Source organism: Frankia sp. Mgl5, from assembly GCF_023242985.1.
GTDB lineage: Bacteria > Actinomycetota > Actinomycetes > Frankiales > Frankiaceae > Parafrankia > Parafrankia soli.
The window spans coordinates 164,159-189,649 of sequence record NZ_JALKFY010000003.1 but is presented as its reverse complement, the minus strand read 5'-3'; the positions used below and the strand labels follow the sequence as shown (position 1 = coordinate 189,649).

At 72.8% G+C, this 25,491-nt stretch carries 27 protein-coding genes; 15 read left to right on the top strand and 12 right to left on the bottom strand.

The genetic code is table 11. The features are described 5' to 3' along the window. The first annotated feature begins 80 nt into the window (after positions 1-80). The gene (locus MXD62_RS02990; RefSeq protein ID WP_018502297.1) at positions 81-260 is read left to right on the top strand and encodes a DUF6104 family protein; all 180 of its coding nucleotides are present in this window, start codon (positions 81-83) and stop codon (positions 258-260) included. Between the two features lie 44 nt (positions 261-304). Here MXD62_RS02990 and MXD62_RS02985 read toward each other — a convergent pair whose 3' ends face one another. After that, positions 305-1,279, bottom strand: coding sequence for a zinc-binding dehydrogenase (locus tag MXD62_RS02985; RefSeq protein WP_248827876.1), 975 nt, complete (start codon positions 1,277-1,279; stop codon positions 305-307). Between the two features lie 372 nt (positions 1,280-1,651). Between MXD62_RS02985 and MXD62_RS02980 the strand changes: the two genes are divergently transcribed. Next, positions 1,652-1,816, top strand: a complete 165-nt coding sequence (locus tag MXD62_RS02980; RefSeq protein WP_248827875.1) for a hypothetical protein — start codon at positions 1,652-1,654, stop codon at positions 1,814-1,816. Positions 1,817-1,997: 181 nt separating this feature from the next. Here MXD62_RS02980 and MXD62_RS02975 read toward each other — a convergent pair whose 3' ends face one another. After that, on the bottom strand, positions 1,998-3,272 hold the full coding sequence (locus MXD62_RS02975) for an NADP-dependent malic enzyme (protein ID WP_248827874.1): 1,275 nt from the start codon (positions 3,270-3,272) through the stop codon (positions 1,998-2,000). A 1,048-nt stretch (positions 3,273-4,320) separates the two neighbouring features. Between MXD62_RS02975 and MXD62_RS02970 the strand changes: the two genes are divergently transcribed. Beyond that, positions 4,321-4,944 (top strand): dTDP-4-dehydrorhamnose 3,5-epimerase family protein, encoded by a 624-nt coding sequence (locus MXD62_RS02970; protein WP_018502293.1) that lies wholly within the window; start codon positions 4,321-4,323, stop codon positions 4,942-4,944. A gap of 21 nt (positions 4,945-4,965) precedes the next feature. On the opposite strand, the gene MXD62_RS02965 is transcribed toward MXD62_RS02970, so the two are convergent. Beyond that, positions 4,966-5,301 (bottom strand): S24/S26 family peptidase, encoded by a 336-nt coding sequence (locus tag MXD62_RS02965; protein WP_368862299.1) that lies wholly within the window; start codon positions 5,299-5,301, stop codon positions 4,966-4,968. Positions 5,302-5,453: 152 nt separating this feature from the next. Here MXD62_RS02965 and sodN point away from each other — a divergent pair, with 152 nt between their 5' ends. The 4 genes from sodN (at position 5,454) to MXD62_RS02945 (ending at position 8,730) form a co-directional block, all read left to right on the top strand. Next, the gene (gene sodN / locus MXD62_RS02960; protein WP_018502291.1) at positions 5,454-5,852 is read left to right on the top strand and encodes a superoxide dismutase, Ni; all 399 of its coding nucleotides are present in this window, start codon (positions 5,454-5,456) and stop codon (positions 5,850-5,852) included. A 165-nt stretch (positions 5,853-6,017) separates the two neighbouring features. Further along, complete coding sequence (locus MXD62_RS02955; protein WP_248827872.1) at positions 6,018-6,530, top strand: GNAT family N-acetyltransferase; 513 nt, start codon at positions 6,018-6,020, stop codon at positions 6,528-6,530. Between the two features lie 551 nt (positions 6,531-7,081). Further along, positions 7,082-7,618 (top strand): anti-sigma factor, encoded by a 537-nt coding sequence (locus MXD62_RS02950; RefSeq protein ID WP_248827871.1) that lies wholly within the window; start codon positions 7,082-7,084, stop codon positions 7,616-7,618. Then, the gene (locus MXD62_RS02945) at positions 7,615-8,730 is read left to right on the top strand and encodes an RNA polymerase sigma factor SigF (protein ID WP_248827870.1); all 1,116 of its coding nucleotides are present in this window, start codon (positions 7,615-7,617) and stop codon (positions 8,728-8,730) included. The genes MXD62_RS02950 and MXD62_RS02945 overlap by 4 nt, the downstream gene beginning before the upstream one ends. A 231-nt stretch (positions 8,731-8,961) precedes the next feature. Here MXD62_RS02945 and MXD62_RS02940 read toward each other — a convergent pair whose 3' ends face one another. Beyond that, positions 8,962-9,402, bottom strand: coding sequence for a hypothetical protein (locus tag MXD62_RS02940; protein ID WP_248827869.1), 441 nt, complete (start codon positions 9,400-9,402; stop codon positions 8,962-8,964). Between the two features lie 141 nt (positions 9,403-9,543). Between MXD62_RS02940 and MXD62_RS02935 the strand changes: the two genes are divergently transcribed. After that, a complete protein-coding gene (locus MXD62_RS02935; RefSeq protein WP_248827868.1) occupies positions 9,544-10,641 on the top strand; it encodes a diacylglycerol kinase family protein in 1,098 nt (365 codons plus the stop codon). An 88-nt stretch (positions 10,642-10,729) separates the two neighbouring features. Here MXD62_RS02935 and MXD62_RS02930 read toward each other — a convergent pair whose 3' ends face one another. After that, positions 10,730-11,671: a glycerophosphodiester phosphodiesterase gene (locus MXD62_RS02930; protein WP_248827867.1), complete on the bottom strand. Its 942-nt coding sequence runs from the start codon at positions 11,669-11,671 to the stop codon at positions 10,730-10,732. 670 nt (positions 11,672-12,341) lie between these two features. Here MXD62_RS02930 and MXD62_RS02925 point away from each other — a divergent pair. After that, positions 12,342-12,590: a WhiB family transcriptional regulator gene (locus MXD62_RS02925; RefSeq protein ID WP_018502284.1), complete on the top strand. Its 249-nt coding sequence runs from the start codon at positions 12,342-12,344 to the stop codon at positions 12,588-12,590. 471 nt (positions 12,591-13,061) lie between these two features. On the opposite strand, the gene MXD62_RS02920 is transcribed toward MXD62_RS02925, so the two are convergent. Next, positions 13,062-14,531: a sensor histidine kinase gene (locus tag MXD62_RS02920; RefSeq protein WP_041253694.1), complete on the bottom strand. Its 1,470-nt coding sequence runs from the start codon at positions 14,529-14,531 to the stop codon at positions 13,062-13,064. A 52-nt stretch (positions 14,532-14,583) separates the two neighbouring features. Between MXD62_RS02920 and MXD62_RS02915 the strand changes: the two genes are divergently transcribed. The 3 genes from MXD62_RS02915 (at position 14,584) to bioB (ending at position 17,939) form a co-directional block, all read left to right on the top strand. After that, positions 14,584-15,945 (top strand): 8-amino-7-oxononanoate synthase, encoded by a 1,362-nt coding sequence (locus MXD62_RS02915; protein ID WP_248827866.1) that lies wholly within the window; start codon positions 14,584-14,586, stop codon positions 15,943-15,945. Further along, positions 15,942-16,658, top strand: coding sequence for a dethiobiotin synthase (gene bioD / locus MXD62_RS02910; RefSeq protein WP_071059377.1), 717 nt, complete (start codon positions 15,942-15,944; stop codon positions 16,656-16,658). The genes MXD62_RS02915 and bioD overlap by 4 nt, the downstream gene beginning before the upstream one ends. Before the next feature lie 195 nt (positions 16,659-16,853). Beyond that, positions 16,854-17,939: a biotin synthase BioB gene (gene bioB, locus MXD62_RS02905; protein WP_248827865.1), complete on the top strand. Its 1,086-nt coding sequence runs from the start codon at positions 16,854-16,856 to the stop codon at positions 17,937-17,939. A 480-nt stretch (positions 17,940-18,419) separates the two neighbouring features. Here the strand turns inward: bioB and MXD62_RS02900 are convergent, their stop codons facing one another. Together MXD62_RS02900 and MXD62_RS02895 are read right to left on the bottom strand one after the other, a co-directional pair. Continuing rightward, positions 18,420-18,608 (bottom strand): hypothetical protein, encoded by a 189-nt coding sequence (locus MXD62_RS02900; protein ID WP_248827864.1) that lies wholly within the window; start codon positions 18,606-18,608, stop codon positions 18,420-18,422. Between the two features lie 56 nt (positions 18,609-18,664). Then, positions 18,665-18,883, bottom strand: a complete 219-nt coding sequence (locus tag MXD62_RS02895) for a biotin/lipoyl-binding carrier protein (protein WP_020458608.1) — start codon at positions 18,881-18,883, stop codon at positions 18,665-18,667. A 379-nt stretch (positions 18,884-19,262) separates the two neighbouring features. On the opposite strand from MXD62_RS02895, the gene MXD62_RS02890 reads away from it, so the two are divergent. After that, on the top strand, positions 19,263-20,360 hold the full coding sequence (locus MXD62_RS02890) for a DUF5317 domain-containing protein (RefSeq protein ID WP_248827863.1): 1,098 nt from the start codon (positions 19,263-19,265) through the stop codon (positions 20,358-20,360). Positions 20,361-20,589: 229 nt separating this feature from the next. On the opposite strand, the gene MXD62_RS02885 is transcribed toward MXD62_RS02890, so the two are convergent. The 4 genes from MXD62_RS02885 to MXD62_RS02870 all read right to left on the bottom strand — a co-directional run bounded on the left by MXD62_RS02885 (position 20,590) and on the right by MXD62_RS02870 (position 23,811). Next, entirely contained in the window at positions 20,590-21,573 is a 984-nt protein-coding gene (locus MXD62_RS02885) for an NAD-dependent epimerase/dehydratase family protein (RefSeq protein WP_248827862.1), read from the bottom strand. A 57-nt stretch (positions 21,574-21,630) separates the two neighbouring features. Beyond that, a complete protein-coding gene (gene rsrA / locus MXD62_RS02880; protein WP_248827861.1) occupies positions 21,631-21,915 on the bottom strand; it encodes a mycothiol system anti-sigma-R factor in 285 nt (94 codons plus the stop codon). Beyond that, complete coding sequence (locus MXD62_RS02875; RefSeq protein ID WP_248827860.1) at positions 21,912-22,724, bottom strand: sigma-70 family RNA polymerase sigma factor; 813 nt, start codon at positions 22,722-22,724, stop codon at positions 21,912-21,914. Before MXD62_RS02875 ends, rsrA begins: the two co-directional genes overlap by 4 nt. Before the next feature lie 232 nt (positions 22,725-22,956). Continuing rightward, a complete protein-coding gene (locus tag MXD62_RS02870) occupies positions 22,957-23,811 on the bottom strand; it encodes an alpha/beta family hydrolase (RefSeq protein WP_248827859.1) in 855 nt (284 codons plus the stop codon). A 29-nt stretch (positions 23,812-23,840) separates the two neighbouring features. Between MXD62_RS02870 and MXD62_RS02865 the strand changes: the two genes are divergently transcribed. Together MXD62_RS02865 and MXD62_RS02860 are read left to right on the top strand one after the other, a co-directional pair. Then, positions 23,841-24,647: a methyltransferase domain-containing protein gene (locus tag MXD62_RS02865; RefSeq protein WP_020458602.1), complete on the top strand. Its 807-nt coding sequence runs from the start codon at positions 23,841-23,843 to the stop codon at positions 24,645-24,647. 26 nt (positions 24,648-24,673) lie between these two features. Then, positions 24,674-25,491: 3-phosphoshikimate 1-carboxyvinyltransferase (locus MXD62_RS02860; protein ID WP_368862298.1), on the top strand; the 818-nt coding region annotated here is incomplete at its 3' end.

Sequence of the window (25,491 nt, the reverse complement as noted above, 5' to 3'; positions counted from 1 at the left end):
TATTACACCCGGCCCGCGGCCCCCTTAACCCCGGGCCCGCCCCCACCGCCGGACCTGTTCGGGACGGATACCTTTCCACCATGTACTTCACCGACCGGGGCATCGAGGAGCTGGCCGCCCGCCGCGGCGAGGAATCGGTGTCGTTCGACTCGCTCGCCGACGCCCTGCGCACCTTCGTCGACCTGCACCCGCAGTTCGAGGACGCCGTCGAGCAGCTCGCGACCTGGCTGGCCCGCCCCGACGACGACCCGGACCTCTGACTCCCGTCCGTCCCTGTCCCCCGGGGCACCGGCTACACGCGAGGCTAGGGGGTCAGGACGAGCTTGCCGAAGACCTCGCCGTCCGCGAGACGTCCGAAGGAGACACGAGCGTCGGCGAGCGGGCGGACGTCGTCGACGAGCGGGCGGGTGCCCGTGCGCGCCAGGAGGTCGACCAGTTCGGCGAGCTCGGCGCGCGTGCCCATCGTCGAACCGATCACCGAGAGCTGCAGGAAGAAGATCCGGTTGAGCTCGGCCGGCGGGTTCGGGCCGCTGGTGGCGCCGGAGCAGACGATCCGTCCACCCGGGCGCAGTGACCGCACCGAGTGCGACCAGGTCGCGGCCCCGACCGTCTCGATCACTGCGTCCACGCGCTTCGGCAGGCGCGCGCCCGACTCGACGGCGAGATCGGCCCCGAGCTCGAGCGCCCGCCTACGCTTGGACTCGTCCCGAGAGGTGACGAACACGGTGTGACCGGCCGCCTTGCCGATCATCAGGGCCGCGGTGGACACTCCGCCACCGGCTCCCTGGACGAGCAGCGTCCCACCACCACCCGCCGGCAGGCCCGCCCGGTTGACCACCATGCGGTACGCCGTGAGCCAGGCCGTGGGCAGGCAGGCCGCCTCCTCCCACGACAGCGCCGCCGGCTTGGGCACGAGGTTCCCTCGCGGGACGGCGATCCGCTCCGCGAGCGTGCCGGGATGCAGCTCGGAGAGCAGGGTCCGCTTCGGGTCCAGGGTCTCGTCACCGCCCCCGCGAGCCGAGTCACCGATGACGGCGTGGACGATCACCTCGTCGCCGTCCGCGCTGACCCCGGCCGCGTCGCAGCCCAGGATCATGGGCAGGCGCTCGGGCGGCAGCCCAACTCCACGCAGGCTGAACAGGTCGTGGTGGTTGAGCGCGGCGGCCCGCACGGTGACCGTGGTCCAGCCCTCGGGCACGACCGGTTCCGGCTGGTCGCCGACCACGAGGCCGGCCAGCGGGTCGTCCGGGTTGATGGAGACGGCGGCGGCGGCGAGCACGAGGGTAACCCTAGGATGACGCTCCCCACCAACGCCACCGAACCGTCCGTTCCACGCTCGGTCCGACCTGTGTCCGATCCGTGTCCGGTTCCGGTGAACGCGGCATACGACAGCGCCCGACGCCGCCGTTGCTCTTCGTCATGGTTCGCCCCGATCCCGCCGCACGCCGTGGAGGCCGGAGAGATCGACCACAGGCCGATCGACAGGCTTCGGGCAGCCCGGCCGTCGCGCGGTCGGACCGGATGTGTTGAACTCAATCCCGTGGTTACACAGGGGAGTACGCCGGCCCCCCTCAGCCGGGACACAGTCAGCCGGGACGGGGGCGGCCGGGACGCAGGCGGCCGTCGGTTCGGCTGGCGACGGCGCCGGCCGGTGCCCGTACCGGAACCGCCGGTGGTGCTCGTGACGGACGGCGATCCAGTGATCATCGTCCCGTCAGCGGACTTCGTCTGCTGCTCCTACAAGGGCTGCGGCGCGCTGCGCCCACTGACCGAAGCCAGCGAGAACCGCCCCTGCCCCGGCTGCGGCCGGGTCTGAGCCACCATCCGGGCTCGCCCCCGAGCTGTGGCGGCGCCCCGGGCTCCTGGGCGGCGGCGGTCTCCAGGGCTCCGAACGGCGACCGCCGCGGAACCCTGAGGTTCCGCGGCGGTCGCGTTCGGCTCTGTCTTTCCCTGCCCGCAGCGCTCCGGACGACCCGAGCCCTGCCGCGGCGGAGGTGCTAGCGGCGTGCGACTCCGTCGGCGCGGGCCGCTGCGGCAACCGCGGTCGAGACCGCGGGCGCGACGCGCTCGTCGAAGACGCTCGGGATGATGTTGTCATCGGCCAGCTCGTCGGCGATCACGTCGGCGAGAGCCCGGGCGGCCGCGAGCTTCATGCCCTCGGTGACCCGGCTGGCACGCACGTCCAGCGCGCCCCGGAAGACACCCGGGAAGGCCAGCACGTTGTTGATCTGGTTCGGGTAGTCGCTGCGGCCGGTCGCCACGATCCGGGCGTACTTGTGGGCGATCTCGGGGTCGATCTCCGGGTCCGGGTTCGCCATCGCGAAGACGATCGCCTCCGGTGCCATCGTGGCGACGGCCTCCTCGGGCACCTTGCCCGCGGAGAGGCCGAGGTAGACGTCCGCCCCGGCGAGTGCCTCGTTGATCGAGCCGTGCAGGCCGGCCTTGTTCGTCTCGGCGGCGAGGGCGGCCTTGACCGTCGTCAGGCCGTCCCGACCGGGGTAGATCATGCCGCGACTGTCGCCGACGGCGATGTCACCGATGCCGGCGGCGAGCAGGATGCGGGTGACGGCCACACCGGCGGCGCCGGCGCCTGATACGACGGCCCGCAGGTCGCCGAGGGTCCGCCCGGTCAGCCGGGCGGCGTTCTCCAGCGCGGCGAGCGCGACGATCGCGGTGCCGTGCTGGTCGTCGTGGAAGACGGGGATGTCGACGCGGTCCTGGAGCATCGACTCGATCGCGAAGCACCGGGGGGCCGAGATGTCCTCGAGGTTGACGCCACCGAAGCCCGGGGCGAGGCGGGCGACCGTGTCGACGATCTCCTCGACGTCGGTGCAGTCGAGGCAGATCGGCACGGCGTCGACCCCGCCGAAGTGCTTGAAGAGGGCGGCCTTGCCCTCCATGACCGGCAGGGCGGCCGCGGGGCCGATGTCACCGAGGCCCAGGACGGCCGTTCCGTCGGTCACCACGATCACGGTGTTGGAACGCCAGGTGTACTCGTCGGCCAGGGCCGGCGTCTCGGCGATCGCCGTGCACACCCGGGCCACGCCGGGGGTGTAGGCGAGCGAGAGGTCCTCGCGGTTGTTCAGAGGCGCGGTCAGCCCGATCCCGATCTTCCCGCCCCGGTGCAGCGCGAAGGCGGGGTCGTCGTCGGACGGGCGCGGGCTCGGCCCGTCGAACCCCGGCGACGTCACCGGTGCCGCGGGCGAGACGAGCCCATCGGTCGGGGCCGCGAGGGACGAGTCGAGGGTCGTGTGGTCTGTGGTTGCGGTCACGAAAGGGGCTCCTCGGACAAGCCACGGCGGTTCCGTCCGGCGAACGGTGTCACTGACCGGACGTGGCTGGACGTTCCCGGGGCCCCGGCGAAGATCGGGCGTTCGCGGGGCGGCGGGCACTGCTGCGCCACCTCGACGTGTGAGGTGGCTGGACTGCCACATGCCTGCGACGGGGGTGGCCCGACGCTGCTTCCAATATGGCACGTGCGAGGCTCCGGGCCTCCCGGTCCGGTTCACCGGCGGCCAACCCGGGATGACATCCACGTGAAACATGCGTGCGTCGCCCGGGCGCCGTGACGTAGCTGAACTGTGACGTAATGGCACTTGTCGGGCTCCCGGGATGAGTCCAACCTCCGCCGCTCACAACCGTCTGTCGCCTCGTGTTTCCCTACCTGTCGCCCATCCGACTCCGACGGGCGGTGCCGCCGAAGTCCGCGCCGCCAGGTCCGGCACACCCGGCCGCCTGCCAGCCCCACCTGAGGGCCGGGGCACGGCGGGAGCCAGGGCACACGGCGGCCGGCCGCCGCACGTCCTCGCGCCGGCCACCCTACCGATCAGCCGATCAGCTCCCCGGCCGCGCCCGCCAGCCGACGCGGGCCGACGCCGGCCTGCTCCCGGGAACCCGCCGGAAGGCCGCCGCCGGAGCTGCCGTTGCGTTTCTGGAAACGACCTGAAACCGGCCCGCATCGTCCGACCCGGGTGCGGAATCCACCGCGTTTCAAGCCGGTTTCCACACAGGCGCGACGGCAATGATCTCGTGCCTCGCGACACATCCACGACCGATAAAGCGTGAGACGATTCACTCGAAACGCGAGCGTTGTTCGTCCGTGGACCTGCGGAGTGCGACAGGCGACGCGCGGGGGTTTCGAACACGACTCGAGCCGGCCCGCGATCACCATCCGCCGACCGGCATCTCACAGAGTGGAAGCCCCGCGTGTCAGGCCGATCCTGATGTCAACCAGCCGAAGCGGGATGTCCACCGACGGCACACGGCAGGCGACGAGGCTGTCTGGGAATCGCCGCGCCCAACCTAGTAGCGTGCGTTGTCGTGGAGGTAACCGAGCTGCCGATCGCCGATGCCTGGTTGTTCACCCCTCGCCAGCACTCCGACCCGCGCGGAACATTCCTCGAATGGTTCCGCGTCGACGCGCTGGAATCGGTGACCGGGCACCGGCTTGAACTCGCCCAGGCGAACGCCAGTGTCAGCCGGGCGGGAACGCTGCGCGGCGTGCACTACGCCCAGGTGCCGCCCAGCCAGGCAAAGTACGTCACCTGTGTCAGCGGCCGCGTGCTGGACTGTGTCGTCGACATCCGGGTCGGTTCGCCGACCTTCGGGTCGCACGCGGCCGTCCTGCTCGACGACGTCGACCGGCGGGGCCTCTATGTGTCCGAGGGGCTCGGGCATGCCTTCATGGCGTTGACGGACGGCGCCGCGATCACCTATCTGTGCTCCACGCCGTACACGCCGGAGCGCGAGTTCGGGATCAACCCGCTCGATCCCGACCTGGCCCTGCCGTGGCCGGCCGAGCTGACCCCGCTGCTGTCGGAGAAGGACACCGCCGCGCCGACACTGAGCCAGGCCGCGGCGGCGGGCCTGCTCCCCACCTACGCCGACTGCCGGGCGTTCTACGACTCGCTGCGGCCGCTGAGCACCGGCGCGAGCCGCGGCTGACCCACCGCCCGCCCGGGCGGCTCACGCCCGGGGTGGCCGGCTGCGGCGCAGTGCACGCGGGCGCGGCCAGTACCGCGCCACGACCCGGCCGAGGACGTCGCCGGCCGGGATCATCCCGAACGTCGCGCTGTCGGTGCCGGCGCGCACGTTGTCCGAGCGCAGCCACCAGGATCCGTCCGGGTCGGTGAACTCGGCCCGTTTGACCCCCAGCCCGCGCTCGGGCAGCCGCGCCACCACCACGTCACCCGGTCTGGGTGACGCACCCCACAGCACGAGGCATGTGTCGCCGTCGTTCAGGGTTGGTTGCATCGACTCGCCGCGGACAGCGACCGCCCGCACGGAAACGCGTGGCCTCACGAGGGTAGGTTGCCAGAAGGCGGGAAACTGGTCCGCGGACTCCTACTCGCGATCCACGTCCCGCGATCGCAACCACCCAGGGCCGACCCGCCCGGCGCGGACGCGGCCGCCCCTGGGCGACAGACCCGAGGCGATACAGAGAGGACGGCGGCATGAGCCTGCTGCATCCCGCGATCAGCGTCAGTGCCCACTGTGACCTGCCCTGCGGCGTCTACGACCCGGCCCAGGCGAAGGTCGAGGCCCAGTCGGTCAAGGCCATCCAGGAGAAGTACCAGGCCAACACGGACCCGGAGTTCCGGGCCCGGGCGCTCGTCATCAAGGAGGAGCGCGCCGAGCTGGTCAAGCACCACCTCTGGGTGCTCTGGACCGACTACTTCAAGCCGAACCACCTCGAGAAGTACCCCCAGCTGCATGACCTGTTCTGGCAGGCCACCAAGGCAGCCGGCGCGGCCGGCGCCAAGGGCTCGGTCGACCCGACGCAGGGCCAGAAGCTCCTGGACCTGATCGACGAGATCTCCACGATCTTCTGGGAGACGAAGGCCGCCGCCTGAGACTCGGGCGACAGGTAGGGCCGGGCGTTCCCGCCGGGTGGCCGAGTGCCATCCCGGCGGGGGCGCCCGGTTTTGTGTGTGGGTCGGGTGTCCCGTCGGCCGGTGGGGCGAGCGCCTGTGATCCCGTCCACCGGAGATCTAAATGATCACATCCCGGGAGCGGACATGATCAGACCTGCCCGGCGCGGGGACGTCGAAGCCGTCCTCGCCCTGGTCCGCGGCCTCGCCGCCTACGAGCGCGAGCCGGACGCGGTCGCGATGACCGCCGACGACCTCACCACGGCCCTGTTCGGCGACCCACCCGCGGCGCACTGCCTGGTGGCGGAGTCGCCGAACCCGGCCGGCGACGTGGTCGACGTTGTGGGCTTCGCGATGTGGCACCCGACCTTCTCCACATGGACGGGGAAAAGCGGGATGTACCTGATCGACCTGTTCGTCCGGCCCGAGCAACGCCGCGCCGGGCACGGCCGGGAGCTGCTGACCGAGCTCGCCCGGATCTGCGGGCGCCGCGGCTACCTGCGGCTGGAATGGGCCGTCCTGGACTGGAACACCCCCGCGCACGCCTTCTACCGGTCGGTGGGGGCGACACCCACCTCGGAGTGGACCACCTGGCGGCTGGACGCCCGCGCGATCGACACGCTGGCCGGCCCCCGCCCACATCACGACAGTGTTACCTGACGTGCGCCTTCCCGACTGAAACCGTGCCCTGAAGGTCACTGTCACCTGACCTCCGCACCGGCACCCCGGCCGCCCGCGGCCACCTGGTCGGCCACTCCCGGCGCCGAGAACACCCAGGTGGCCGGGCAGGAAGCGGCCATCCGCGACCAGTCGGGCCTTCGGCGCCCTCTTCTGATCACCCGACCTGCGATACCCCAGGCGGGCTGGGTACGGTGGTGAACGACGGGGCCCACGCGAGTCGGACCTCCTCGGCAGGGCCATCATCGGAGTAACACCCCGATGGATCGGGCAGGCGCCGGCACCGGAGTGTCGTCCGGAAACGGACACAACACCACGGGTCGCGGGAAACCCGCCTCGCAGCGCCGGCGACCGCGAGGCGCCGGCAACGGCAACGGCACCGATCACGGGACGGAACCCGAGCCAGACCCAGCCAGATCGAGATCCACGAACGAGCGACACCCGGTGGCGGAAACACCCGACACAAACGCACGAAGACCGACATCATCGACGAGGACCTTCCTCGCACGACCCGGGCTCTTGGGGGTAGGAACGTGAATCCGACGCCTTCGACCGGCGGCGCGGAGAACTCCGGCGGCACCTCGGGCGAGGCCACCCACGGCGGCGGCCCGCACGACGTCGTCCAGCTCACCCTGCCCGCCGCGAGCGCCTATCTGACCGTCCTGCGGACGGCCACCGCGTCACTCGCGGCCCGGCTGGACTTCACCCTCGACGACATCGAGGATCTCCGGATCGCGGTGGACGAGGCGTGCGCGCTGCTGCTCGTCTCCGCCGTTCCCGGCTCGTCGCTGGAATGCAGGTTCGCCCTCGAGCCCGGCGTCATGAAGGTCCTGGTAACCGTCGAGAGCCTCGACGGCGAGCCGCCCTCCACCGAGACGTTCGCCTGGACGGTGCTGACCGCGCTGGCCGGCGACGTCTCCAGCTCGACCGGTCCGGGCTCCCGGGTAAGCATCGCCCTCCAGAAGCGCCGCGGTGTCCGGGCCGACCTGGGTGAGCCCCCGGCCGGGCACGTCCGCGGCTCCGGCGCGGCCGCCACAGCGGCCCTCGGCGACACGGTAGGCACGTCGTGACTTCAGCCGGCAGAACACCCACCACCCCTCGTACGGTCCCCACGAACCGCGCGGGCGACCCGGTCGTGGCACTCAGCCAGCGCGGTGCCGGCGACATCGCCAGCACCGACATCGCCAGCACCGACGTCGCCAGCACCGACGTCGCCAGCGCTGACATCGCCGGCCCCGACGTCGGCGGGATCACCGGGACGGCGCATGAGGCCGACGGCCTGGCCGAACGCGGATCCGGGCCTGGTGCCGAGCACGGTGGTCCGCCGCCCGCCTCAGCCGTGGGCGAGCAGGCCCAGCCCGACGAGGCCATCGACGCTGCCGGTGCGGGCTCCCGCTCCGGCTCGTCCGGGCACGGCGCCGGGTCGCCGGATCGGATCCGGGCCCGCGCGCTGTTCGTCCGGCTGGTGTCGCTGCCCGAGGGGGACCCGGAACGGGCCGCCCTGCGCGACCAACTCGTCCGCATGCACCTTCCCCTCGTCGAGTACCTCGCCCGGCGGTTCCGAAACCGCGGCGAGCCACTCGACGATCTGGTTCAGGTCGCGACCATCGGGCTGATCAAGTCCGTCGACCGGTTCGACCCGGAACGCGGGGTCGAGTTCTCGACCTACGCGACCCCGACCATCGTCGGGGAGATCAAGCGGCACTTCCGCGACAAGGGCTGGGCGATCCGGGTGCCCCGTCGGCTCCAGGAGCTCAAGCTCTCGCTGACGAAGGCGACCTCCGAGCTGTCCCAGTCGCTGGGCCGCTCGCCGACGGTCAGCGAGATCGCCCGTCACCTGGAGATGAGCGAGGAAGAGGTCCTCGAGGGCCTCGAGTCGGCGAACGCCTACTCGGCCGTCTCGCTGGACGCGCCCGACTCCGGGGACGACGAGGCTCCGGCCGTCGCCGACACCCTGGGGGTGCAGGACGAGTCGCTGGAGGGCGTGGAGTACCGCGAGTCCCTCAAGCCGCTGTTGGAGAAGCTTCCCCCGCGGGAGAAGCGCATCCTGCTGCTCCGCTTCTTCGGCAACATGACCCAGTCGCAGATCGCGAACGAGCTCGGCATCTCGCAGATGCACGTGTCCCGGCTGTTGGCCCGCACGCTGGCCCAGCTCCGCCGCGGGCTACTGGAAGACGGCTGAGCCGACCAGCACTCGGTACGCCCCGGGGCCGCACCCCCGCCCCTGGCCCGGCCAACCGCCCGGCCTGGGCCTGACTGCTCACCAGCAGCAGCCCGTCCAGCAACGCCTGTCCTGTTCGCTGCCCGTCCGGCCCGCGCTCGGCGCGGGTGCCGCACGGCACAGCCTGCCGGCGAACCGACCCCTGGGCCCGGGTCGGTTCAGCTCCTCACCCGGCCGCCCAGCCCGCCACGATCACGCGTCGCCATCTCCGGCCGGCCTGGCGTACCCGCCGCCGAAGCCCAGGGACACGATGATCGCGAGCGGAACTACCACCAGCGGCACACCATAGCCGTACAGACCACCCTGCAACAGGCCCCAGGCAACGGGGAGACACAGAACCTGTGTCACCAGCGCAGGCGACCGGAAACCGGACCGGCCGCGCAGGACCCCCCAGGTCACCAGGCCCAGGCAGGCCGCGCCCACCAGAGCGAGCACACCACCGGTCTCCGCCCGGCCGACGTCCTCGATGTCGGAACCGAAGCCCCGGACCACCAGCAGCACGCCCAGGCCCGCGAGCACCGCTGTCTCAACGCCGAGCAGCACGCCCGCGGCAAGCAGCGGACGCGGTACGACCCGCGCGCTCGGTGCCGGAGCAGGGCCGGACGCCCCGACGGGGCCGCGGTTGGTACCCATCCGCCGAGATTACGTCCCGTTCGCCACGACGGCGCCGGGGACCACGCCGCGAGGCCCACGCCACGGCGCGGGATCCGCACGGACGGTGTGAGAGTTTTCCCAGCCGACGCCCGGAATGGTTGCGCAGGCTACCGTATTGGCATGCGCGGGCTGCTGGTCGTCAATCCGGTCGCGACCACCACTACCGAGCGGGTCCGCGACGTGCTCACCACCGCTCTCGCCGCGGACGTCGCCCTGGAGACGGTGGTCACCAAGGGGCGCGGCCACGGGCTGGAGCTGGGTGCCCGGGCCCGCGAGCTCGGCGTCGACGTGGTGATCGTCCTCGGGGGCGACGGCACCGTGAACGAGATCGTCAACGGCCTGGTCGAGAGCGGCCCGGCGGGCGAGGGCCCGGCACTCGCCGTCGTCCCGGGCGGGAGCACGAACGTCTTCGCCCGAGCGCTCGGGTACTCGGCGTCGCCGGTGGAGGCCACCGGGGAGCTGCTTGCCGCGCTGCGCGAGGGCCGCTCCCGGCAGGTGAGCGTGGGCCGGGCCCGGTACGGCGACCAGACCCGCTACTTCACCTTCTGTCTCGGCATGGGTCTCGACGCCGATGTGGTCGCCGCGGTCGAGCGCCGCCGCGACAAGGGACGTCGCAGCACCGCCGGGCTCTTCCTGCGCTGCGCGACCGCCGAGCTCGTCCGCCGGGTCGGGCGCTCCGGCCCAGCGATCAGCATCACCGCGGCGGGCGGCATCCTGGGTGGGGTGGCCACCGGGCGCGCGGCGGCCCACGGCGACGCGGCCGACGGCGACGCGGCCGACGGCGACGCGCGGGACGCCGAGGCCGGCGGGGCGGCCGGCACCGGGGAGACCGGCGGGGCGGCTGCCGACCACTCCGAGCGCGGGGCGCAGGGCCGTGAGCCCGTCGAGGTGTCGCTCGCGATCGTCTGCAACACCCGGCCCTGGACCTACCTGAACAACCGGCCGGTCGCCGCCTGCCCGGAGGCCTCCTTCGACACCGGCCTCGACCTGGTGGGGCTGCGCCGCGCCCGGCTGTCGAGCGTGCTGCGGACGGGGCTCCAGATGCTGGGCGACGAGCCGACCCCCCGGGGTCGCAACGTCGTCACGTTGCACGACGCGGCGGCGGTGACCCTGCGGGCCGATCAGCCGGTCGCGGTGCAGATGGACGGCGAGGTCCTGGGGAACTTCGAGCTGGTGGAGCTCACCGACCACCCGCGGGCACTGCGCGTCATCGCCTAGCCCGACCGAATCGCCCGAGGCTCCTGAGCGTCGTCGCCTGAGCCGGACGAGTCGGCTGAATGCTCCTGAGCCGACTGAGAGCGCCCGCTCAGGGGCGCCGCAGCGCCTGGCCGACGCCCACGGGGTCGTCACAGATCACGCCGTCCACGCCGGCGTCGCGCAGCTCGATCGCCGTCGCCGGGTCGGTGACCGTCCAGGTGACGAGGCGGAGGCCGGCCCGCCGCGCGCGCGGGACCGCGTCGGCCACGCCCAGCACGGCGGACACGTGCGCGTGCAGCTCCGTGTGGCCCGCCGAGCGGGCGTAGGCGACCCCGCCGCTCACCGACATCCGCGGCATCGTGAGGAACGCGGTCGCGACGCCGAGCCCGGCGTCGCGGATCGCCTCGATCGCGAACCAGTCGAAGGACGAGACTGTGATTCCCGACACAGATTGGCTTGCCGGCGCCGGGTTCCCTGTGGAGCTCGACCCATTCGATTCGCCGGCCGACCCGCCCGCCGAGCCGGGCGCGGAAGGCGCTCCGTTCGCGGAAAGCGCTCCGTTCGCGAATGGCGCACCGGGGCCGGGCGGCGCACCGGCGGCGAGCTGTGGGTCGACGTCGGATGGCGCACCGGGGGCCGGCGCTGTCGCCTGATCGAGGTGCGCGCCGGCGACGGAGGAGCCCGGCAGCCCGCGAGCCCGCAGCAGCTCGATGAGCGCGCGGGCCGTCCGCTCGCGTGGAGCGTCGAAATCCGGCTGGCCCGGCTGGTTCTTGATCTCCAGGATGAGGCGGCCACGGCCGTCCCAGACGTCGAGCATCTCGGTCAGCAGTGGGATGCCACGGCTGGCGAGCTCACTGGTCGACCGGCGGATGACGGCCCGACCGCCCAACCGCGGCAGCCGCGCGTCGTGCACACACACCAGGTCGCCGTCGGCGCTGCGGCGCACGTCGAGCTCGACGCCGTCCGCACCTGCCCGTAACGCGGCGTCCACCGCCTCGAGCGTGTTCTCCGGACCGGGTGTCCGGCTTCCACGATGGCCAAGAACCTCCATCGCCCCATCCTGCGCGGTCCGTTCCATGCGATCACGCCGCGTGGAGAGTGGATCGGTCGGGTGTTCCGCGACTCACCTGCCGTCGGTTACCTGCGGTCAGTTCACGTGCTGGTCGTATGCCCCGCTGTCAGCGCGGTTGCCTGCGTGGTCCTCAGTGCTACGCCGGCCGACCGCGCCACTCCACACGGCGACAGCCAGATCGACACCAAGAGGGCAGCCTAGCACGAGATGACTAACCGGCATCACCCGACAGGCCAACATCGTTTGACCCCGCGGGGCGAGCCGACCCATCGTTACGCCACAACGATTCAACATGATCCGAAGGGCCTCGAAGTACTACAAACCACGGGATCCACTCGTGATGACCACCGGCCGACGTAGGGCAGGGTGATCGGTGGTCCGCTTGTGTCCCTGTCGGACAGGTAGCGGCCAGACCGGGCGTGACGGACCATGCAGGTTCTTGCGCCCCTGCCCGTTCCGGTGGGAGGGTGGCGAATGTCCGAGGTGGATGCACGTGCAGCTGGGTCCGCACACATGCACTCGCACAAGCCCCGGTCGCCGCGACCCGATCAGACATCCGGAATTTTCTTCTGGGACGCGACGCAACCAAGGCGGCTCACCGAGCGTCTGATGTGCAGTGTGACCCGAGACGAGAGAGGGAGTAGTACGCATGGACTGGCGCCACAGAGCGCTCTGCCGTGAAGAGGACCCCGAGCTCTTCTTCCCGATCGGTACCACCGGTCCGGCAGAACGCCAGGTCGAAGAGGCGAAGGCCGTCTGCAGGCGGTGCGCAGTCACCAGTGACTGCCTCAACTGGGCACTGGACACCGGGCAGGATTCCGGCGTCTGGGGCGGGTTGAGCGAGGATGAACGTCGGACGCTCAAGCGCCAGGTGCGGCTGAGAGTCCGGACCGCCTGAGTCCGGACCACCAAAGCCCGGGGCGCCCCACACTGGGCGCGATCGAGCCGGTCGGCATCAGGACCGATCAGGCCTGCCTGAGGTAGGCCGCGCACAACCGAACAATGATCGTGAACCGCCTGTCCGCGTACGGACGGACCGGATGTCCATTGCGGAGCCACGCAGTGATCCGTTCCCATCCGCTCGCGGGTCGATCGACGCATGCCCGAGGCGAGATTCACGATACGCATCACCATCGGCCGCTCTGTCCGCTGGTCCGGCGCACACCCCTGCGCGGACCCGGACGGAGCGGCCGAAAAATCTTTCGGGTCGGCATCCCCTTCGGGGTACTCGGCCTCCCCGCCGGCACCATCGGCGACGCCCGATCCGCCACGACCGCCCTGCGGCGACGACACGACCGCCGTACGCGGGTCGTGAACAGAGGACACGTTGGCCTGCATACCCGCGCCAGCGAGGCCCAAACACACAACTTCAAGAAAGTGGGATCGACAGGAGCGCCTCGGTCCCTCGTGCCGGACCGGCCTGCAGCCGGATGGTCCCGCGCATCTCGCCCAGCACCAGCTGACGGACGATCTGCAGCCCGAGCCGGGGTGAGTGCTCGAGCTGGAAGTCGTCCGGCAGGCCGGCGCCGTCGTCGGCGACCACGACGTCGAGGCGGTCCTCGGCGCGCCGCACGCGGAGCTCGATCGCTCCCGACGATCCATCGAACGCATGTTCGACAGCATTCTGCAGAAGTTCCGAGAGCACAAGGGCCAACGGCGTGGCGAGCTCGCCCGAAAGCCGGCCGAACGACCCGATCCGCCTGGTCGTCGCGCGGGTCCCGGTCGACGCGAGGTCGACGGTCACCGAGGTGATCTGGTCGGCGATCTCGTCGAACGGGACGGACTCCCCCAGCGTCTGGGAGAGCGTCTCGTGGACGACGGCGATCGAGGTCACCCGGCGCACCGACTCGCGCAGCGCGTCGCGGGCCTCATCCGCCTTCGTCCGGCGCATCTGCAGGCGCAGCAGCGCCGCCACGGTCTGCAGGTTGTTCTTGACCCGGTGGTGGATCTCCCGGATCGTCGCGTCCTTGCTCAGCAGCTGGGCCTCCCGGCGCCGCAGCTCCGAGACGTCGCGGACGAGGACCAGCACCTCGCGGATCGCGCCGGGGAAGAGCGGGATGGCCCGCAGCAGCACGACCGTGCTGCCCACCTCGATCTCGACCTCGACCGGCCGGCGCCGGCTGATCGCGTGCCAGACCGCGGGTGTCGTGGCCGGCAGGTTGAGCGCGCGGTGCACGGTGCGCAGGTCCTCACCGGTGACGTTCCCGGTGTGGCCGAGCCGGCGGTACGCCGACAGCGCGTTCGGGCTGGCGAAGATCACCTTGCCGGCGCCGTCGAGGCGCATCATGCCGTCACCGACCCGCGGCGCCTCGGGCAGCTCGGCGGAGCTGCCCCGGAACGGGAACGCGCCCTCGGCGATCATCAGGGCCAGGTTGTTCGCGCCCTGCAGGTAGGCGGACTCCAGCGCGCTCGGCGTCCGGGTCGTCGCGAGGTTGGTGTCCCGGGCCAGGACGGCGATCACCCGGTCGCCGTGGCGCACCGGGATCGCCTCGGTGCGCACCGGCACCCCGCCGTCCCACTCAGGCTCGCCCTCTCGCGCGATCCGGTGCTCGCGCCAGGCGTTCTGCACGACCCACCGGTTGATGACGACGCTGCCGACCTCGTCGTTGTGATACGCGGTGGGTCCGGTCGTGGGACGTACCTGCGCGACGACCTGGAACTCCATGCCGCCGGCATGCCCCGCCCGCACCGAGCCGGACCGCACCGGGACAAGCAGCAGCAGGTCCGCGAAGGACAGATCGGCGAGCAGGGCCCAGTCCGCGACGAGCGCATGGAGATGGTCGATGTCGTCGCCGCTGAGATCGGTGCTCGCTCGCAGGGCGTCGGCGAGGGTTCCCACGGGACGCAGACTGCCAGATGCCGTGGTGGGCGTGCCGGGCGGCCGGGCCGGAATGCGCCGTACGCTCGCCGACGTGACGCCCGACAGCACCATCACCACCCCATCCGCGACCTCGGCCGACGCATCGGACGGCGTCCCGGCCAGCCCCGCCGGCACCGTGCCCGGCCCCGCGGGCGGCGCGGCCAGCCACGCGAACGGCCCCGCCGCCAGCTCTACCCCGCTCGGCTGGCTGGGCGAGGCGGCCCGACTGCGGGCCGAGGCCGGGCTGCACCGCGTGCTGCGCCCCCGGGCGCCCCGCGCCGAGCGCGGGCCCACGGGCGCGCCGGCGCTGCCCGCACACGGCTCGCTGCAGCCGTGGACCGACGGTGATCTCCTGCTCGACCTCGCCGGCAACGACTACCTCGGGCTGGCTCGCCATCCGGAGGTGGTCGAGGGCGGCATCGCCGCGCTGCGCGCGTTCGGCGCCGGGTCCACCGGCAGCCGGCTGGTCAGCGGCACCACGACGCTGCACGGGGAGCTCGAGTCCGCGCTCGCCGAACACCTCGGCTTCGGCTCCGCGCTCGTCTTCTCTTCGGGCTACGCCGCCAACCTGGCGATGCTGACCGTCCTCACCGGGCCTGGTGACCTGGTGCTCTCCGACGAGCGCAACCACGCCTCACTGGTCGATGCCTGCCGGCTGTCCCGCGCGGACGTCCTGGTCACGCCACATTCGGACGTCGACGCGGTCGACGAGGCGCTGGCCACACGTTCCTGGCGGCGCGCGTTCGTCCTCACCGACTCGATCTTCTCCGCGGACGGCGATCTCGCCCCGCTGGCCGCCCTGCACGCGGTCGCCCGGCGACACGGTGCCGTCCTGCTCGTCGACGAGGCGCACGGGCTCGGCGTCGTGGGCCCGGGCGGGCGCGGGGCGCTCGCCACGGCCGGGCTGGCCGGCGAGCCGGACGTGATCGCCACCGTGACCCTCTCCAAGTCGCTGGGCAGCCAGGGCGGTGCCGTCCTCGGGCCGGCAGCGCTGCGTGACCACCTGATCGACACGGCCCGGACCTTCATCTTCGACACCGGGCTGGCTCCGGCGTGCGCGGGCTCCGCGCTGGCGGCGCTGCGGCTGCTCACCCGCCACCCGGACCTCCCGGAGCGGGTCCAGCGGCGCGCGCGGGAGATCGCCGCCGCGACCGGGGCCCCGGAGCCGGCCGGCGCGGTGGTGTCGGTGGTGCTCGGCGATCCCGAGCGGGCCGTAGCGGTCGCCGCGGCCTGCCGCGACGCCGGGGTCGCCGTCGGCTGTTTCCGGCCCCCGACGGTTCCCGCCGGGACGAGCCGGCTGCGGGTGGCGGCCCGCGCCGACCTCACCGAGGCCGATGTGAGCCGCGCGGTCGGCGTGATCATCGACGCCATCGGCCGGTTCCCCGCGCCGTGAGCGTGCTCATCGTCACCGGCACCGGGACGGAGGTCGGCAAGACCGTGGTGACCGCCGCCCTCGCCGCCCTCGCCGCGGACAGGGGGACGGCGGTCGCCGTGGTCAAGCCGGCGCAGACCGGCGTCCGGGCCGGCGAGCTGGGCGACGTCGACCTCGTCCGGGACCTCTCCGGGGTCGACGACGTGCACGAGCTCAGCCGGTACGCCGACCCGCTGGCGCCGGTGAGCGCCGCGCGGCGGGCCGGCCTGCCCACGCCCGACCTCGGCACGGTGGCGGTGGCGGTCCGGCGGCTGCAGGCCGACCGCGGGCTGGTCCTCGTCGAGGGCGCCGGCGGTCTGCTCGTCCGGTACGACCACGACGGCTCCACCCTCGCCGACCTGGCCCGGACGCTGGCGGCACCGGTTCTCGTGGTCACGACCGCCGGGCTCGGCACGCTGAACGCGACGGCGCTCACCCTGGAGGTCATGGCCAACCGCGGGCTCGACCTGGCGGGCATCGTCGTGGGCTCCTGGCCGGCCGAGCCCGACCTGGCCGCGCGCAGCAACATCGTCGACCTCGAGCTGCTCGCCGCGCGGCCGCTGGCCGGGGCGGTGCCGGCCGGGGCCGGGCTGCTCGGCACCGGGCAGTTCCTGCAGATCGCGCGATCCTCGCTCGAACCGGCCCTCGGCGGCGCATTCAACGCCGCGGAGTTCCGACGCCGGTACGCCGTGTGACGACCCCGGCCGGACTCACATCACAACACGGGCACGAGTCACGAGGATGACTGAACAATGGTCTCGGCGCGGATCGACCGGCCTCCGCCGGCCACAGCCCCCGCCACCCGACCGCTGATACGAGAAGACGGACGTCCAGCCCGACCGGTGGCCGCGAGCCACGCCGCCGGCACGACCTCCTGATGGAGATCACCTGTGACCGCACCTGTGACCGCGCCTACGACCACGCCCGCGCAGACTCCCCCGACCGTCGAGACCGACGTCGTCGCCGAGGCGCCCCGACCCCTCGACGACGACATTCTCGCCCGTGCCCGCCGGCAGGTGCTCGACGAGGGGCGCGGGCTCGACGAACAGGACGTGCTCGCGGTCCTCCAGCTGCCGGACGAGGCACTGGGCGACCTGCTCGCGCTCGCCCACGAGGTGCGGCTGCGCTGGTGCGGGCCGGAGGTCGAGGTTGAGGGCATCATCAGCCTCAAGACCGGCGGCTGCCCCGAGGACTGCCACTTCTGCTCCCAGTCCGGGCGCTTCGACTCCCCCGTGCGCTCCGCCTGGCTGGACGTCCCGTCCCTGGTCGAGGCGGCGAAGGCCACGGCGGCCACCGGCGCCACCGAGTTCTGCATCGTCGCCGCGGTCCGCGGCCCCGACCAGCGGCTGATGGAGCAGATCCGCGAGGGCGTGGCGGCGATCCGGGCGGCAGTCGACATCAACGTCGCCTGCTCGCTCGGCATGCTCACCCAGGAGCAGGTGGACGAGCTCGCCGGCCTGGGCGTGCACCGCTACAACCACAACCTGGAGACGGCGCGCTCGCACTTCCCGAAGGTGGTCACCACCCACAGCTGGGAGGAGCGCTGGGAGACCTGCGAGCTCGTCCGCGCCGCCGGGATGGAGCTGTGCTGCGGCGCGATCATCGGGGTGGGCGAGTCCCTCGAACAGCGCGCCGAGCTGGCCGCCCAGCTCGCCGCTCTGGAGCCGGACGAGGTGCCGCTGAACTTCCTCAACCCGCGGCCCGGCACCCCGTTCGGTGACCTGCCCGCGGTGGACTCACGCGAGGCCCTGCGCACCATCGCCGCGTTCCGGCTGGCGCTGCCCCGCACGATCCTGCGCTACGCAGGCGGGCGCGAGATCACGCTGGGCGACCTGGATGTCCAGGGAATGCTCGGCGGCATCAACGCGGTGATCGTTGGGAACTACCTGACCACGCTCGGCAAGAATCCGGAGAGCGACCTGGCCATGCTCACCGAGCTGCGGATGCCGATCAAGTCCCTGCAGGCCACGCTCTGAGCAAGTGAGTCCCGACCTTCCGTCACCCTGATGTTGATCTATCATCGGGGGTTCGTGTCCGGTTCGGGTGTTCCGCGGAGCACCGCGGTCGACCGTGGTTCGTGGTGACCACGGCTCGCGGGAGTTCGGGTGTTCCGCGGAGCACCGCGGTCGACCGTGGTTCGTGGTGACCACGGCACGGTCAGCCGTCATTTATCGGACAAAACCCCTACACGTCGGGGTGGCCTGCTCGCCGTTTGACATCCTTCTCGCCCTTCCAGAGCGAACGTCGCAGGGCGTGCCGTCTGAAACGGCGAGAAAGAAACCAAACGGCGAGTAGCCGAGCGCGCGGAAGCGAACCGGAGCCTGGGCGGTCGGCGCCGAGGGCGAAACTGTCGGACTACTCGTCCAGACCACGAGCCCCGCTACCGACCCAGGGCCGGGTAGTGGGACGAGCCGGCCCCGCGGCCAAGGCGGGGAAGACTGGGAAGCGGCCACGGGTCAGGCCGACACCGACGTCCCGTGCTCGGCGCAGCGCGCGCTCCAGCCCAGCGGGGTCACCTGGACGACGAGGCGACGCCGGCAGGACGAGCAGTACCGCGGTGGTTCCAGCGCGCGCGCCCGCGCGCAGGCGTCATGACTGCCAATGCTCGCGAGCTGGCCACACCGGTCGCAGAACGAGGCCTCCATGACAGAGCAGCCTAGGGCACCCGGCCCGCGACCGGTGACCGGTGACCGGTGACCGGTCAGGAGTCGACGACGGCGATCAGGTCCCCGTCCTGCACGACGTCGCCCTCGTTGACGGCGATGCTGGCGACGGTGCCACCCTCCTCGCTGATCACCGGGATCTCCATCTTCATGGAGTCGAGGATGACCAGGGCGTCACCCGCCGCGACCGAGTCGCCGACACCGACGACGACCTTCCAGACGTTGGCGACCATCTCGGCACGGACTTCCTCGGACATCGGAATCCCCTTCTCCACGTCGACCGCTGCGCCCGGTCGACCGCGCTGCGGCGCCGGCTGATGTGAGCGTAGTAGCCGCCGGGTCGGCGCAGGATCGCAATCGACCCGACGCGCCATCCGGACTACCCGCGGCGGGGCCGCGCCCGGCCGGGAGGACGACCCACACCCCCGGGCCATGCCGGTGCGCGGCGCCGGATCGGGCGCCCATGCGGGCACGGGTGCGCGACCTCGTCGTCGGCGCCGTCGGCGGCGCCGCTGCGTCCCGGGCCCGTCGCGGAAGGGTCACACCGGCGGGCGGTGCTGCGCGATCGAGCGGCGACCCTCCACACTTACGGATGTGCTCGTACTCCTCCTCCTGACCCTGTTGTGCGGGTTGGCCGTGGGGCTCGCGAGGGGCGGGACCCTCGACGCCCTCAGTCGCGTCCACGTCGCCAGGCCCTGGCTGTTCGTCGGCGTACTGGTCGTGCTGGCCGTCGGCAGGCTCGTCGGAGCACTGCACAGCCCGGCCTGGATCCTCGCGTCGGCCGGTCTGGTGGTCTTCGCCGTGGCCAACCGCCGGCTCCCCGGCCTTCCGCTGCTGTGCGCCGGCGTGCTGCTCAACGCGCTCGTGATCAGCGCCAACAGCGGGGACATGCCGGTCTCGGCGTGGGCCGCCGACCGGGCCGGCGTATCGGTCCAGAGCATCCGCGACTCGCACTTCCACACGGTGGCGGGAGGGGACACGTCGCTGCGCCTGATCAGTGACATCCTGCCGCTCCCGACGCCGGGCGCACCGGCCGTGGTGAGCCTCGGGGACGTCCTCATGGCCGCCGGCCTGGGCATGTTCGGCGCGGTGGCACCGGTGCGGGCACGGCGGACGTTGCAGGCCCGGCTCGCCGCCGGCCTCGCCCGGCCCCGGCGGGCCGCTGGCGCACCGGACACCGACGGACACGGCGCGGACGACAGCGACGGCGATGGCGACGGCGACGGGCCCGGCGACGACGAGGGGCACCTCGACGACGAGCACCTCGAAGACGAGAGACCCCGCGTCGACGGGCACGGCAGAGACCACGAGGACGTCAGGGATCACGAGGGTGACGGGCTCGAGAGCGACGGGCGCGACGGGGACCGTGAGGACGACGGATACGTCCTGGACCAGGACCCGTCGGCCGGGGAGCCGCTCGCCGAGGGCCCGCCCGGCGACGAGCGCACGGAGCGGGACGGCACCCCACCGCTCGTCCCCACCATGACCGGGCCCGCGGACGACCCGGCCGGACCCGTGGGCGCCACGGCCGCGACGGAGCGCCCCGGAGCGGGGGACGTGCCGGCCGACCGCGAACCCGCCGACGATCATCCGGGCGGTGACGGTGCCCCACGGCGTGACGGGCCCCCGCCCGGCGACGAGACCAGGCTCGGCGGACGCGCCGGCGCCGGCCCGGACTCCGGCCCCACCATCGGCCTCGCCCGCCCCGTCGACAGCGGCCACACCGCCGAGTAGGCCGGCCAGCCGGGTCCGCCGCCGCTGCGCGGCAGCCGGCGGCTGGCAGTATGTGCCCAGAGCGACCATGTGCTCAGAGCGGCGGAGAGGAGTTCACGATGGCGAAGAAGAAGCGCAAGCGGCGCGCGCGGGCGAAGAGCAAGGCCAACCACGGCAAGCGCCCGAACACCTGACAGGTGGACCGGGTGGGACGCCCAGCGCTCCCGCCCGGTCTCGTCAGCCGGTCTCGTCAGCCGGTCGCGCCGGCCGAGCCGGAGGCGGCGGCGCGGGCGCCGATCCGGGCCCGGATCCAGTCGACGGTCCGGGTGAGCCCGCCATCCAGGTCCATCCGCGGCCGCCAGCCGATCTCCCGCTCCGCGAGGCCGACGTCCAGGCTGATGCGCTGCAGCTCGCCGGGGCGCGGCGGGGCGAACTGGGGCTCGTCCGGCACCCCGACCACCCGCGCGATGCGGCTGTGCAGGTCGAGAACGGTGGTCTCGGCGCCGGTCCCGATGTTGATCCGCAGGCCGTTGGCCGCCTGGGCCGGCACGCACCGGGCGAAGGCGTCAGCGACGTCCCCGACGAAGACGTAGTCCCGGCTGGTCGCGCCGTCACCGAAGATCTTGGTCGGGCGCCCCTCGAGCATGGCGGTGCCGAAGATGGCGACCACCCCGGCCTCGCCGTGCGGGTCCTGGCGGGGCCCGTAGACGTTTCCGAGCGCCAGCGCCGTCGTCGCGACACCGTAGGTCACCCGGTACACGTTGAGGTACAGCTCGCCGGCGGCCTTCCCGGCCGCGTACGGCGACTCGGGCGCGGGCGGCACGGACTCGTCGACGGGCAGCGCGGCCGGCGTGCCGTAGATCGACCCGCCGGACGAGGTGTGGATGACCTTCGCCACCCCGGCGGCCCGGGCCGCCTCCAGCACGTTGATCGTGCCGAGAACGTTCAGCCGGGCGTCGAGCAGCGGGTCGGCGATGCTGATCCGGACGTCGATCTGCGCCGCGAGATGAGCCACCGCGTCGGGGCGGACCCGGGCGACGAAGTCACCGAGATCGGACGACGTGATATCGCCCTTCTCGAACGAGAACCGGGCATCGGCCGCCGCCTGCGCGAGATTCTCCATGCGCCCGGACGACAGGTCGTCGATGCCCACGACCGAATGACCGTCAGCAAGCATCCGATCGACGACGGTGGAACCGATGAAACCGGCCGCGCCGGTGACGAGGATACGCACAGCAGGCAGCCTAACCACCCGCTGCCGGCCTCCCCGCTCCGCGGGGAGGCCGCTCGCCTAGTCGGGGCGGTACTCGGTCGCGTCGGCGCTCGTGCGGGCCGCGCGCAGCCGGGCCAGCACGCTGAGCCGCAGCGAGTCCGGTGCCCGCTCCCCGCCACACTTGCGCGCGACGAGCATTTTCACCTCGTGTTCGACCCCGAACTCCCGCAGGCACGGCGAGCACTCGTCGAGATGTGCCCGGATCAGGTGCTGCTGCGGGTCGTTGCACTCCCCGTCGAGGTAAAGAAAGACCGCGTCGAGCACCTTGCGGCAATCGATGTTGTGAGGTCCTCCGCAGCTCACGACCCACCGCCCTCGTTCTCGGCAGACCCGGCCGGAACCAGCCCGCGCTCCAGCGCGTACTGCTCCAGCGACTTACGCAGACCACGCCGCCCTCGGTGCAGCCGTGACATCACGGTGCCGATGGGCGTCCCCATGATCTCAGCGATCTCCTTGTACGAGAACCCCTCGACGTCGGCCAGATAGACCGCCATCCGGAAGTCCTCGGGCAGCGCCTGGAGCGCCTCGGTGATGTCGCTGTCGGGCAGGTGCTCCAACGCCTCGGCCTCGGCGCTCTTCAGGCCGGTGGACGTGTGCGACTCCGCCTCGGCGAGCTGCCAATCCTCGACCTGCTCGGTCGGGCTCTGCAGCGGCTGCCGCTGGCGCTTGCGGTACGTGTTGATGAACGTGTTCGTCAGGATGCGGTACAACCAGGCCTTGAGGTTGGTCCCCTCCTGGAACTGGTGGAAGGCCGCGAACGCCTTGACGAAGGTCTCCTGGACGAGATCCTCCGCGTCCGCGGGGTTGCGGGTCATCCGCAGCGCGGCAGCGTAGAGCTGGTCGAGGAACGGCAGGGCATCCCGCTCGAACCGGGCGCCGCGCTCCTGGGTGGACTCGTCGTTGGTCTCGTCGACCAGGATCACTCCTTCGCCCCGCCGGGAACCGATCGCCGGCCCGCCGGCTGCCGTCCTGACTGGACCGCTCTCCGCGCCGGACGATACCCCCGCCACCGCCCTGGTGCGCACCGGCGCGGCGGCCGGCCGCCCGCGGCCCGGCCCCGTCACCCGGCGATCCTGCGAGGGCGGGCCTGGTGTGCTGTGCTGGAACGTCATCGAACCTCCGTGACGCGGGCACTCCGGCGGTCGCACCACCTCCGTGCGACACCGGCCACGCCTGGCCTCCCGCGCTTCCACTGGCGCCAACCACCGCGGGCTGTTCTCGATTCCCGGCGGGTGCCGCTCTTGATTCCCGCGGGGTGCCGCTTTTGATTCCCGGAGGTCAGGTGGGTCGAACGGGTCGCGGGTGGGTAACCGAAACAGACGTGAGCACTCAGCCGCGGCGCGCTCAGGCCGTGCCGCCGGGCCCGTCTCCGACCATGCCTCCGGGCTCGTGCCCGACCGTGTCCCTGAGCTCGTGCCCGACCGTGCCGGAGGGCTCGTCCCCGAGGCGGGCGAGCAGCCAGGACGCGCCCACCTCCGCGGCCTCCCCGATCACCTCCCCCACGGGCCGGCCGTCCCGGACCCGCACCCGGAACGAGTGGTCAGCCCCCGCCACGACGTGCACCCTGATCCCGCGAGACGGGTCGGCCACCGGCATGCCGAAGGCGTCGCGCGATCCCTGCACCACGAGGACGGGGACGCCGGCCCCCGCCAGCTCCGGCCCGCGCGACGGCTTCCCGCCCGGTGGCTCGAGCGGGAAGCCCAGCGCCAGCACCGCGCGGGCACCGACGGCACGGGCGCAGCGCACCGCCACCCGCGATCCCATCGACGCCCCGGCCAACGCCAGGCGGTCGGGCGGGCCCAGCGCGGCGACCGCCGCGGTGAGCACGGCGTCCAGCCGGGCGGGGCGGTCCGGGGCGCGCCGGCCGGCCACCCGGTAGGGCATCTCCAGTGCGGCCACCCGGATCCCGGCGGCGGTGAGGCGTTCCGCGAGCGCGGTCAGCGCCGGCGTGTCGGTGCCGCTGCCCGCCCCGTGCAGGAGGACGACGGTGCCGACAACCTCGGCGCGTGGCGGGACGGGAACCACCCGCAGTCGTCCACCGTCCACAAGGAGGGGATCCTCGCCTGCCGTCGCGGTCGCCCTGACCGGCGCCGGCGGCTCGGCCGGGTCACTTCCGTCCGAGCCGCCCGGGAAGGACACTGCGTGGTCGGCCCGAACATCTGTCAGAATTTCACCTTGCGCATGTGACGTGCCTCGCATCATTGCCCCTTGAAGGGTAGGAACGGTCCATGTTGTCTGGCCCCGACGCCGACACTCACTCGTCCCGGGGGTCCTCCAACACGCTGGTGTGTGAGGCCCCCGCCGGCAGTGACGACCCCTACTGGGCCTTCTACGAGGAGGTCGCCTCGGCCCAGCTGAAGGAGTGGCTGCCCGCCGATCCGGTCCGCGTCCTGGACGTCTCCGGCCCGCGGGCCAGATTCGCACGCCAGATGGTCGCGGCCGGGCACGAGGTGGTCCGGGTCGTGGGGAGCCTCAGCAGCGTGGACACGCCGGGCGAGAGCGAGCCTGCGCCCGGCCCGGGGGCCGTGCGGCGGGTCGTCGGTGACGCCCGCTCGCTGGACTGGTTCCGTCCCGGCTCGTTCGACGCCGTGCTCGCCGAGGCACGGGCCCTGTCGTTCTGCCTGGCTACCGAGACCACGCTCGAGGAGATCCACCGCATGCTCCGGCCGGGCGGCCGGCTGCTGCTGTGCGTCGACTCCCTGCTTCTCGGGCTCGCCCGGCTCGCCGAGCAGCACCGCTGGGCGGAGCTGTCCGACGTGCCGCGCGCGGACGTCGTGCTCGTCCCGGCCGAGGACGGCACCATCACCCGGTGCTTCTGGCCCGAGGAGCTGCGCGCCCTGCTCACCAGTGCCGGTCTGGAGGTCGACTGGATCCGCCCGCGCACGGTGCTCTCCGCCGAGGCGGTCCGCCGGGCCGTCGCCGAGGACGTCTCCTGCTTCCCGACCCTGGTGCGCACCGAGGTAGAGCTCGCCGCCGAGCGTGAGGGCGAGTCAATCGGTATTCACCTGATCGCCTCGGCCCGCCGGCCCGACTAGCGCCGGGAATCCGGCATGCTGGCACGGTGACCACCATCACCGAAGTGCAGCGCGGGCAGGACGACCCGTGGTCGGCTCCGGTCGCGACCGGTCCGGTCCGGGCGACCGTCACCGTGCCGGGCTCGAAGTCCGGCACGAACCGGGCGCTCGTGCTGGCCGCGGCGGCCGACGGGGTCTCCCGCCTGCGCGGGGCGCTGCGCTCCCGGGACACCGTCCTGATGGCCGCCGCCCTGCGCGAGCTCGGCGCGACGGTGACCGACGAGGCCGCGCCAGGCGGCGCTGAGCCGGGCAGGCCGGGTGAGCCGGGCGCGGACCAGGGCGCCGCGGACATCGTCGTCACCGGCCCGGTCGGCGCCGTACGGGGCACGGCCGCGATCGACTGCGGCAACGCGGGAACGGTCGCGCGCTTCACTCCCGCGCTGGCGACACTGGCCCGCGGGGACGTGCGCTTCGACGGCGATCCCCGGATGCGGGACCGCCCGCTCACCCCGCTGCTGCGCGCGCTGCGCGAGCTGGGCGCCCACATCGACGGCGACCGGATGCCCTTCACCGTGCGCGGCACCGGGGCGGTCTCCGGCGGGGCGGTGACGGTCGACGCGTCGGATTCCAGCCAGCTCGTCTCCGGCCTGCTGCTCGCCGCGGCGCGGTTCGAGCGCGGTGCGACCGTGACCCACGCCGGTCACCGCCTGCCGTCCGGGCCGTACCTCGACATGACCGTCGCCGACCTGCGGGCGGCCGGGGTGGTGGGGGGCGGGGGCGGCCCCCCCCCCCCCCCCCGGGGCCCCCCGGGCCCCCCCCCCCCCCCCCCCCCGCGGGGCCCCCCCCCCCCCCCCCCCCCCCCCCC

What these genes read in the sequence shown, in the direction of transcription:
- MXD62_RS02900 (WP_248827864.1), bottom strand. Translation starts at nt 18,608, where the DNA reads ATGGAGGCCTCGTTCTGCGACCGGTGTGGCCAGCTCGCGAGCATTGGC.
- MXD62_RS02990 (WP_018502297.1), top strand. Translation starts at nt 81, where the DNA reads ATGTACTTCACCGACCGGGGCATCGAGGAGCTGGCCGCCCGCCGCGGC.
- MXD62_RS02940 (WP_248827869.1), bottom strand. Translation starts at nt 9,402, where the DNA reads ATGGGTACCAACCGCGGCCCCGTCGGGGCGTCCGGCCCTGCTCCGGCA.
- MXD62_RS02925 (WP_018502284.1), top strand. Translation starts at nt 12,342, where the DNA reads ATGGACTGGCGCCACAGAGCGCTCTGCCGTGAAGAGGACCCCGAGCTC.
- MXD62_RS02865 (WP_020458602.1), top strand. Translation starts at nt 23,841, where the DNA reads ATGTTGTCTGGCCCCGACGCCGACACTCACTCGTCCCGGGGGTCCTCC.
- MXD62_RS02915 (WP_248827866.1), top strand. Translation starts at nt 14,584, where the DNA reads ATGCGCCGTACGCTCGCCGACGTGACGCCCGACAGCACCATCACCACC.
- MXD62_RS02930 (WP_248827867.1), bottom strand. Translation starts at nt 11,671, where the DNA reads ATGGAGGTTCTTGGCCATCGTGGAAGCCGGACACCCGGTCCGGAGAAC.
- MXD62_RS02935 (WP_248827868.1), top strand. Translation starts at nt 9,544, where the DNA reads ATGCGCGGGCTGCTGGTCGTCAATCCGGTCGCGACCACCACTACCGAG.
- MXD62_RS02870 (WP_248827859.1), bottom strand. Translation starts at nt 23,811, where the DNA reads ATGCGAGGCACGTCACATGCGCAAGGTGAAATTCTGACAGATGTTCGG.
- MXD62_RS02955 (WP_248827872.1), top strand. Translation starts at nt 6,018, where the DNA reads ATGATCAGACCTGCCCGGCGCGGGGACGTCGAAGCCGTCCTCGCCCTG.
- MXD62_RS02875 (WP_248827860.1), bottom strand. Translation starts at nt 22,724, where the DNA reads ATGACGTTCCAGCACAGCACACCAGGCCCGCCCTCGCAGGATCGCCGG.
- MXD62_RS02895 (WP_020458608.1), bottom strand. Translation starts at nt 18,883, where the DNA reads ATGTCCGAGGAAGTCCGTGCCGAGATGGTCGCCAACGTCTGGAAGGTC.
- sodN (WP_018502291.1), top strand. Translation starts at nt 5,454, where the DNA reads ATGAGCCTGCTGCATCCCGCGATCAGCGTCAGTGCCCACTGTGACCTG.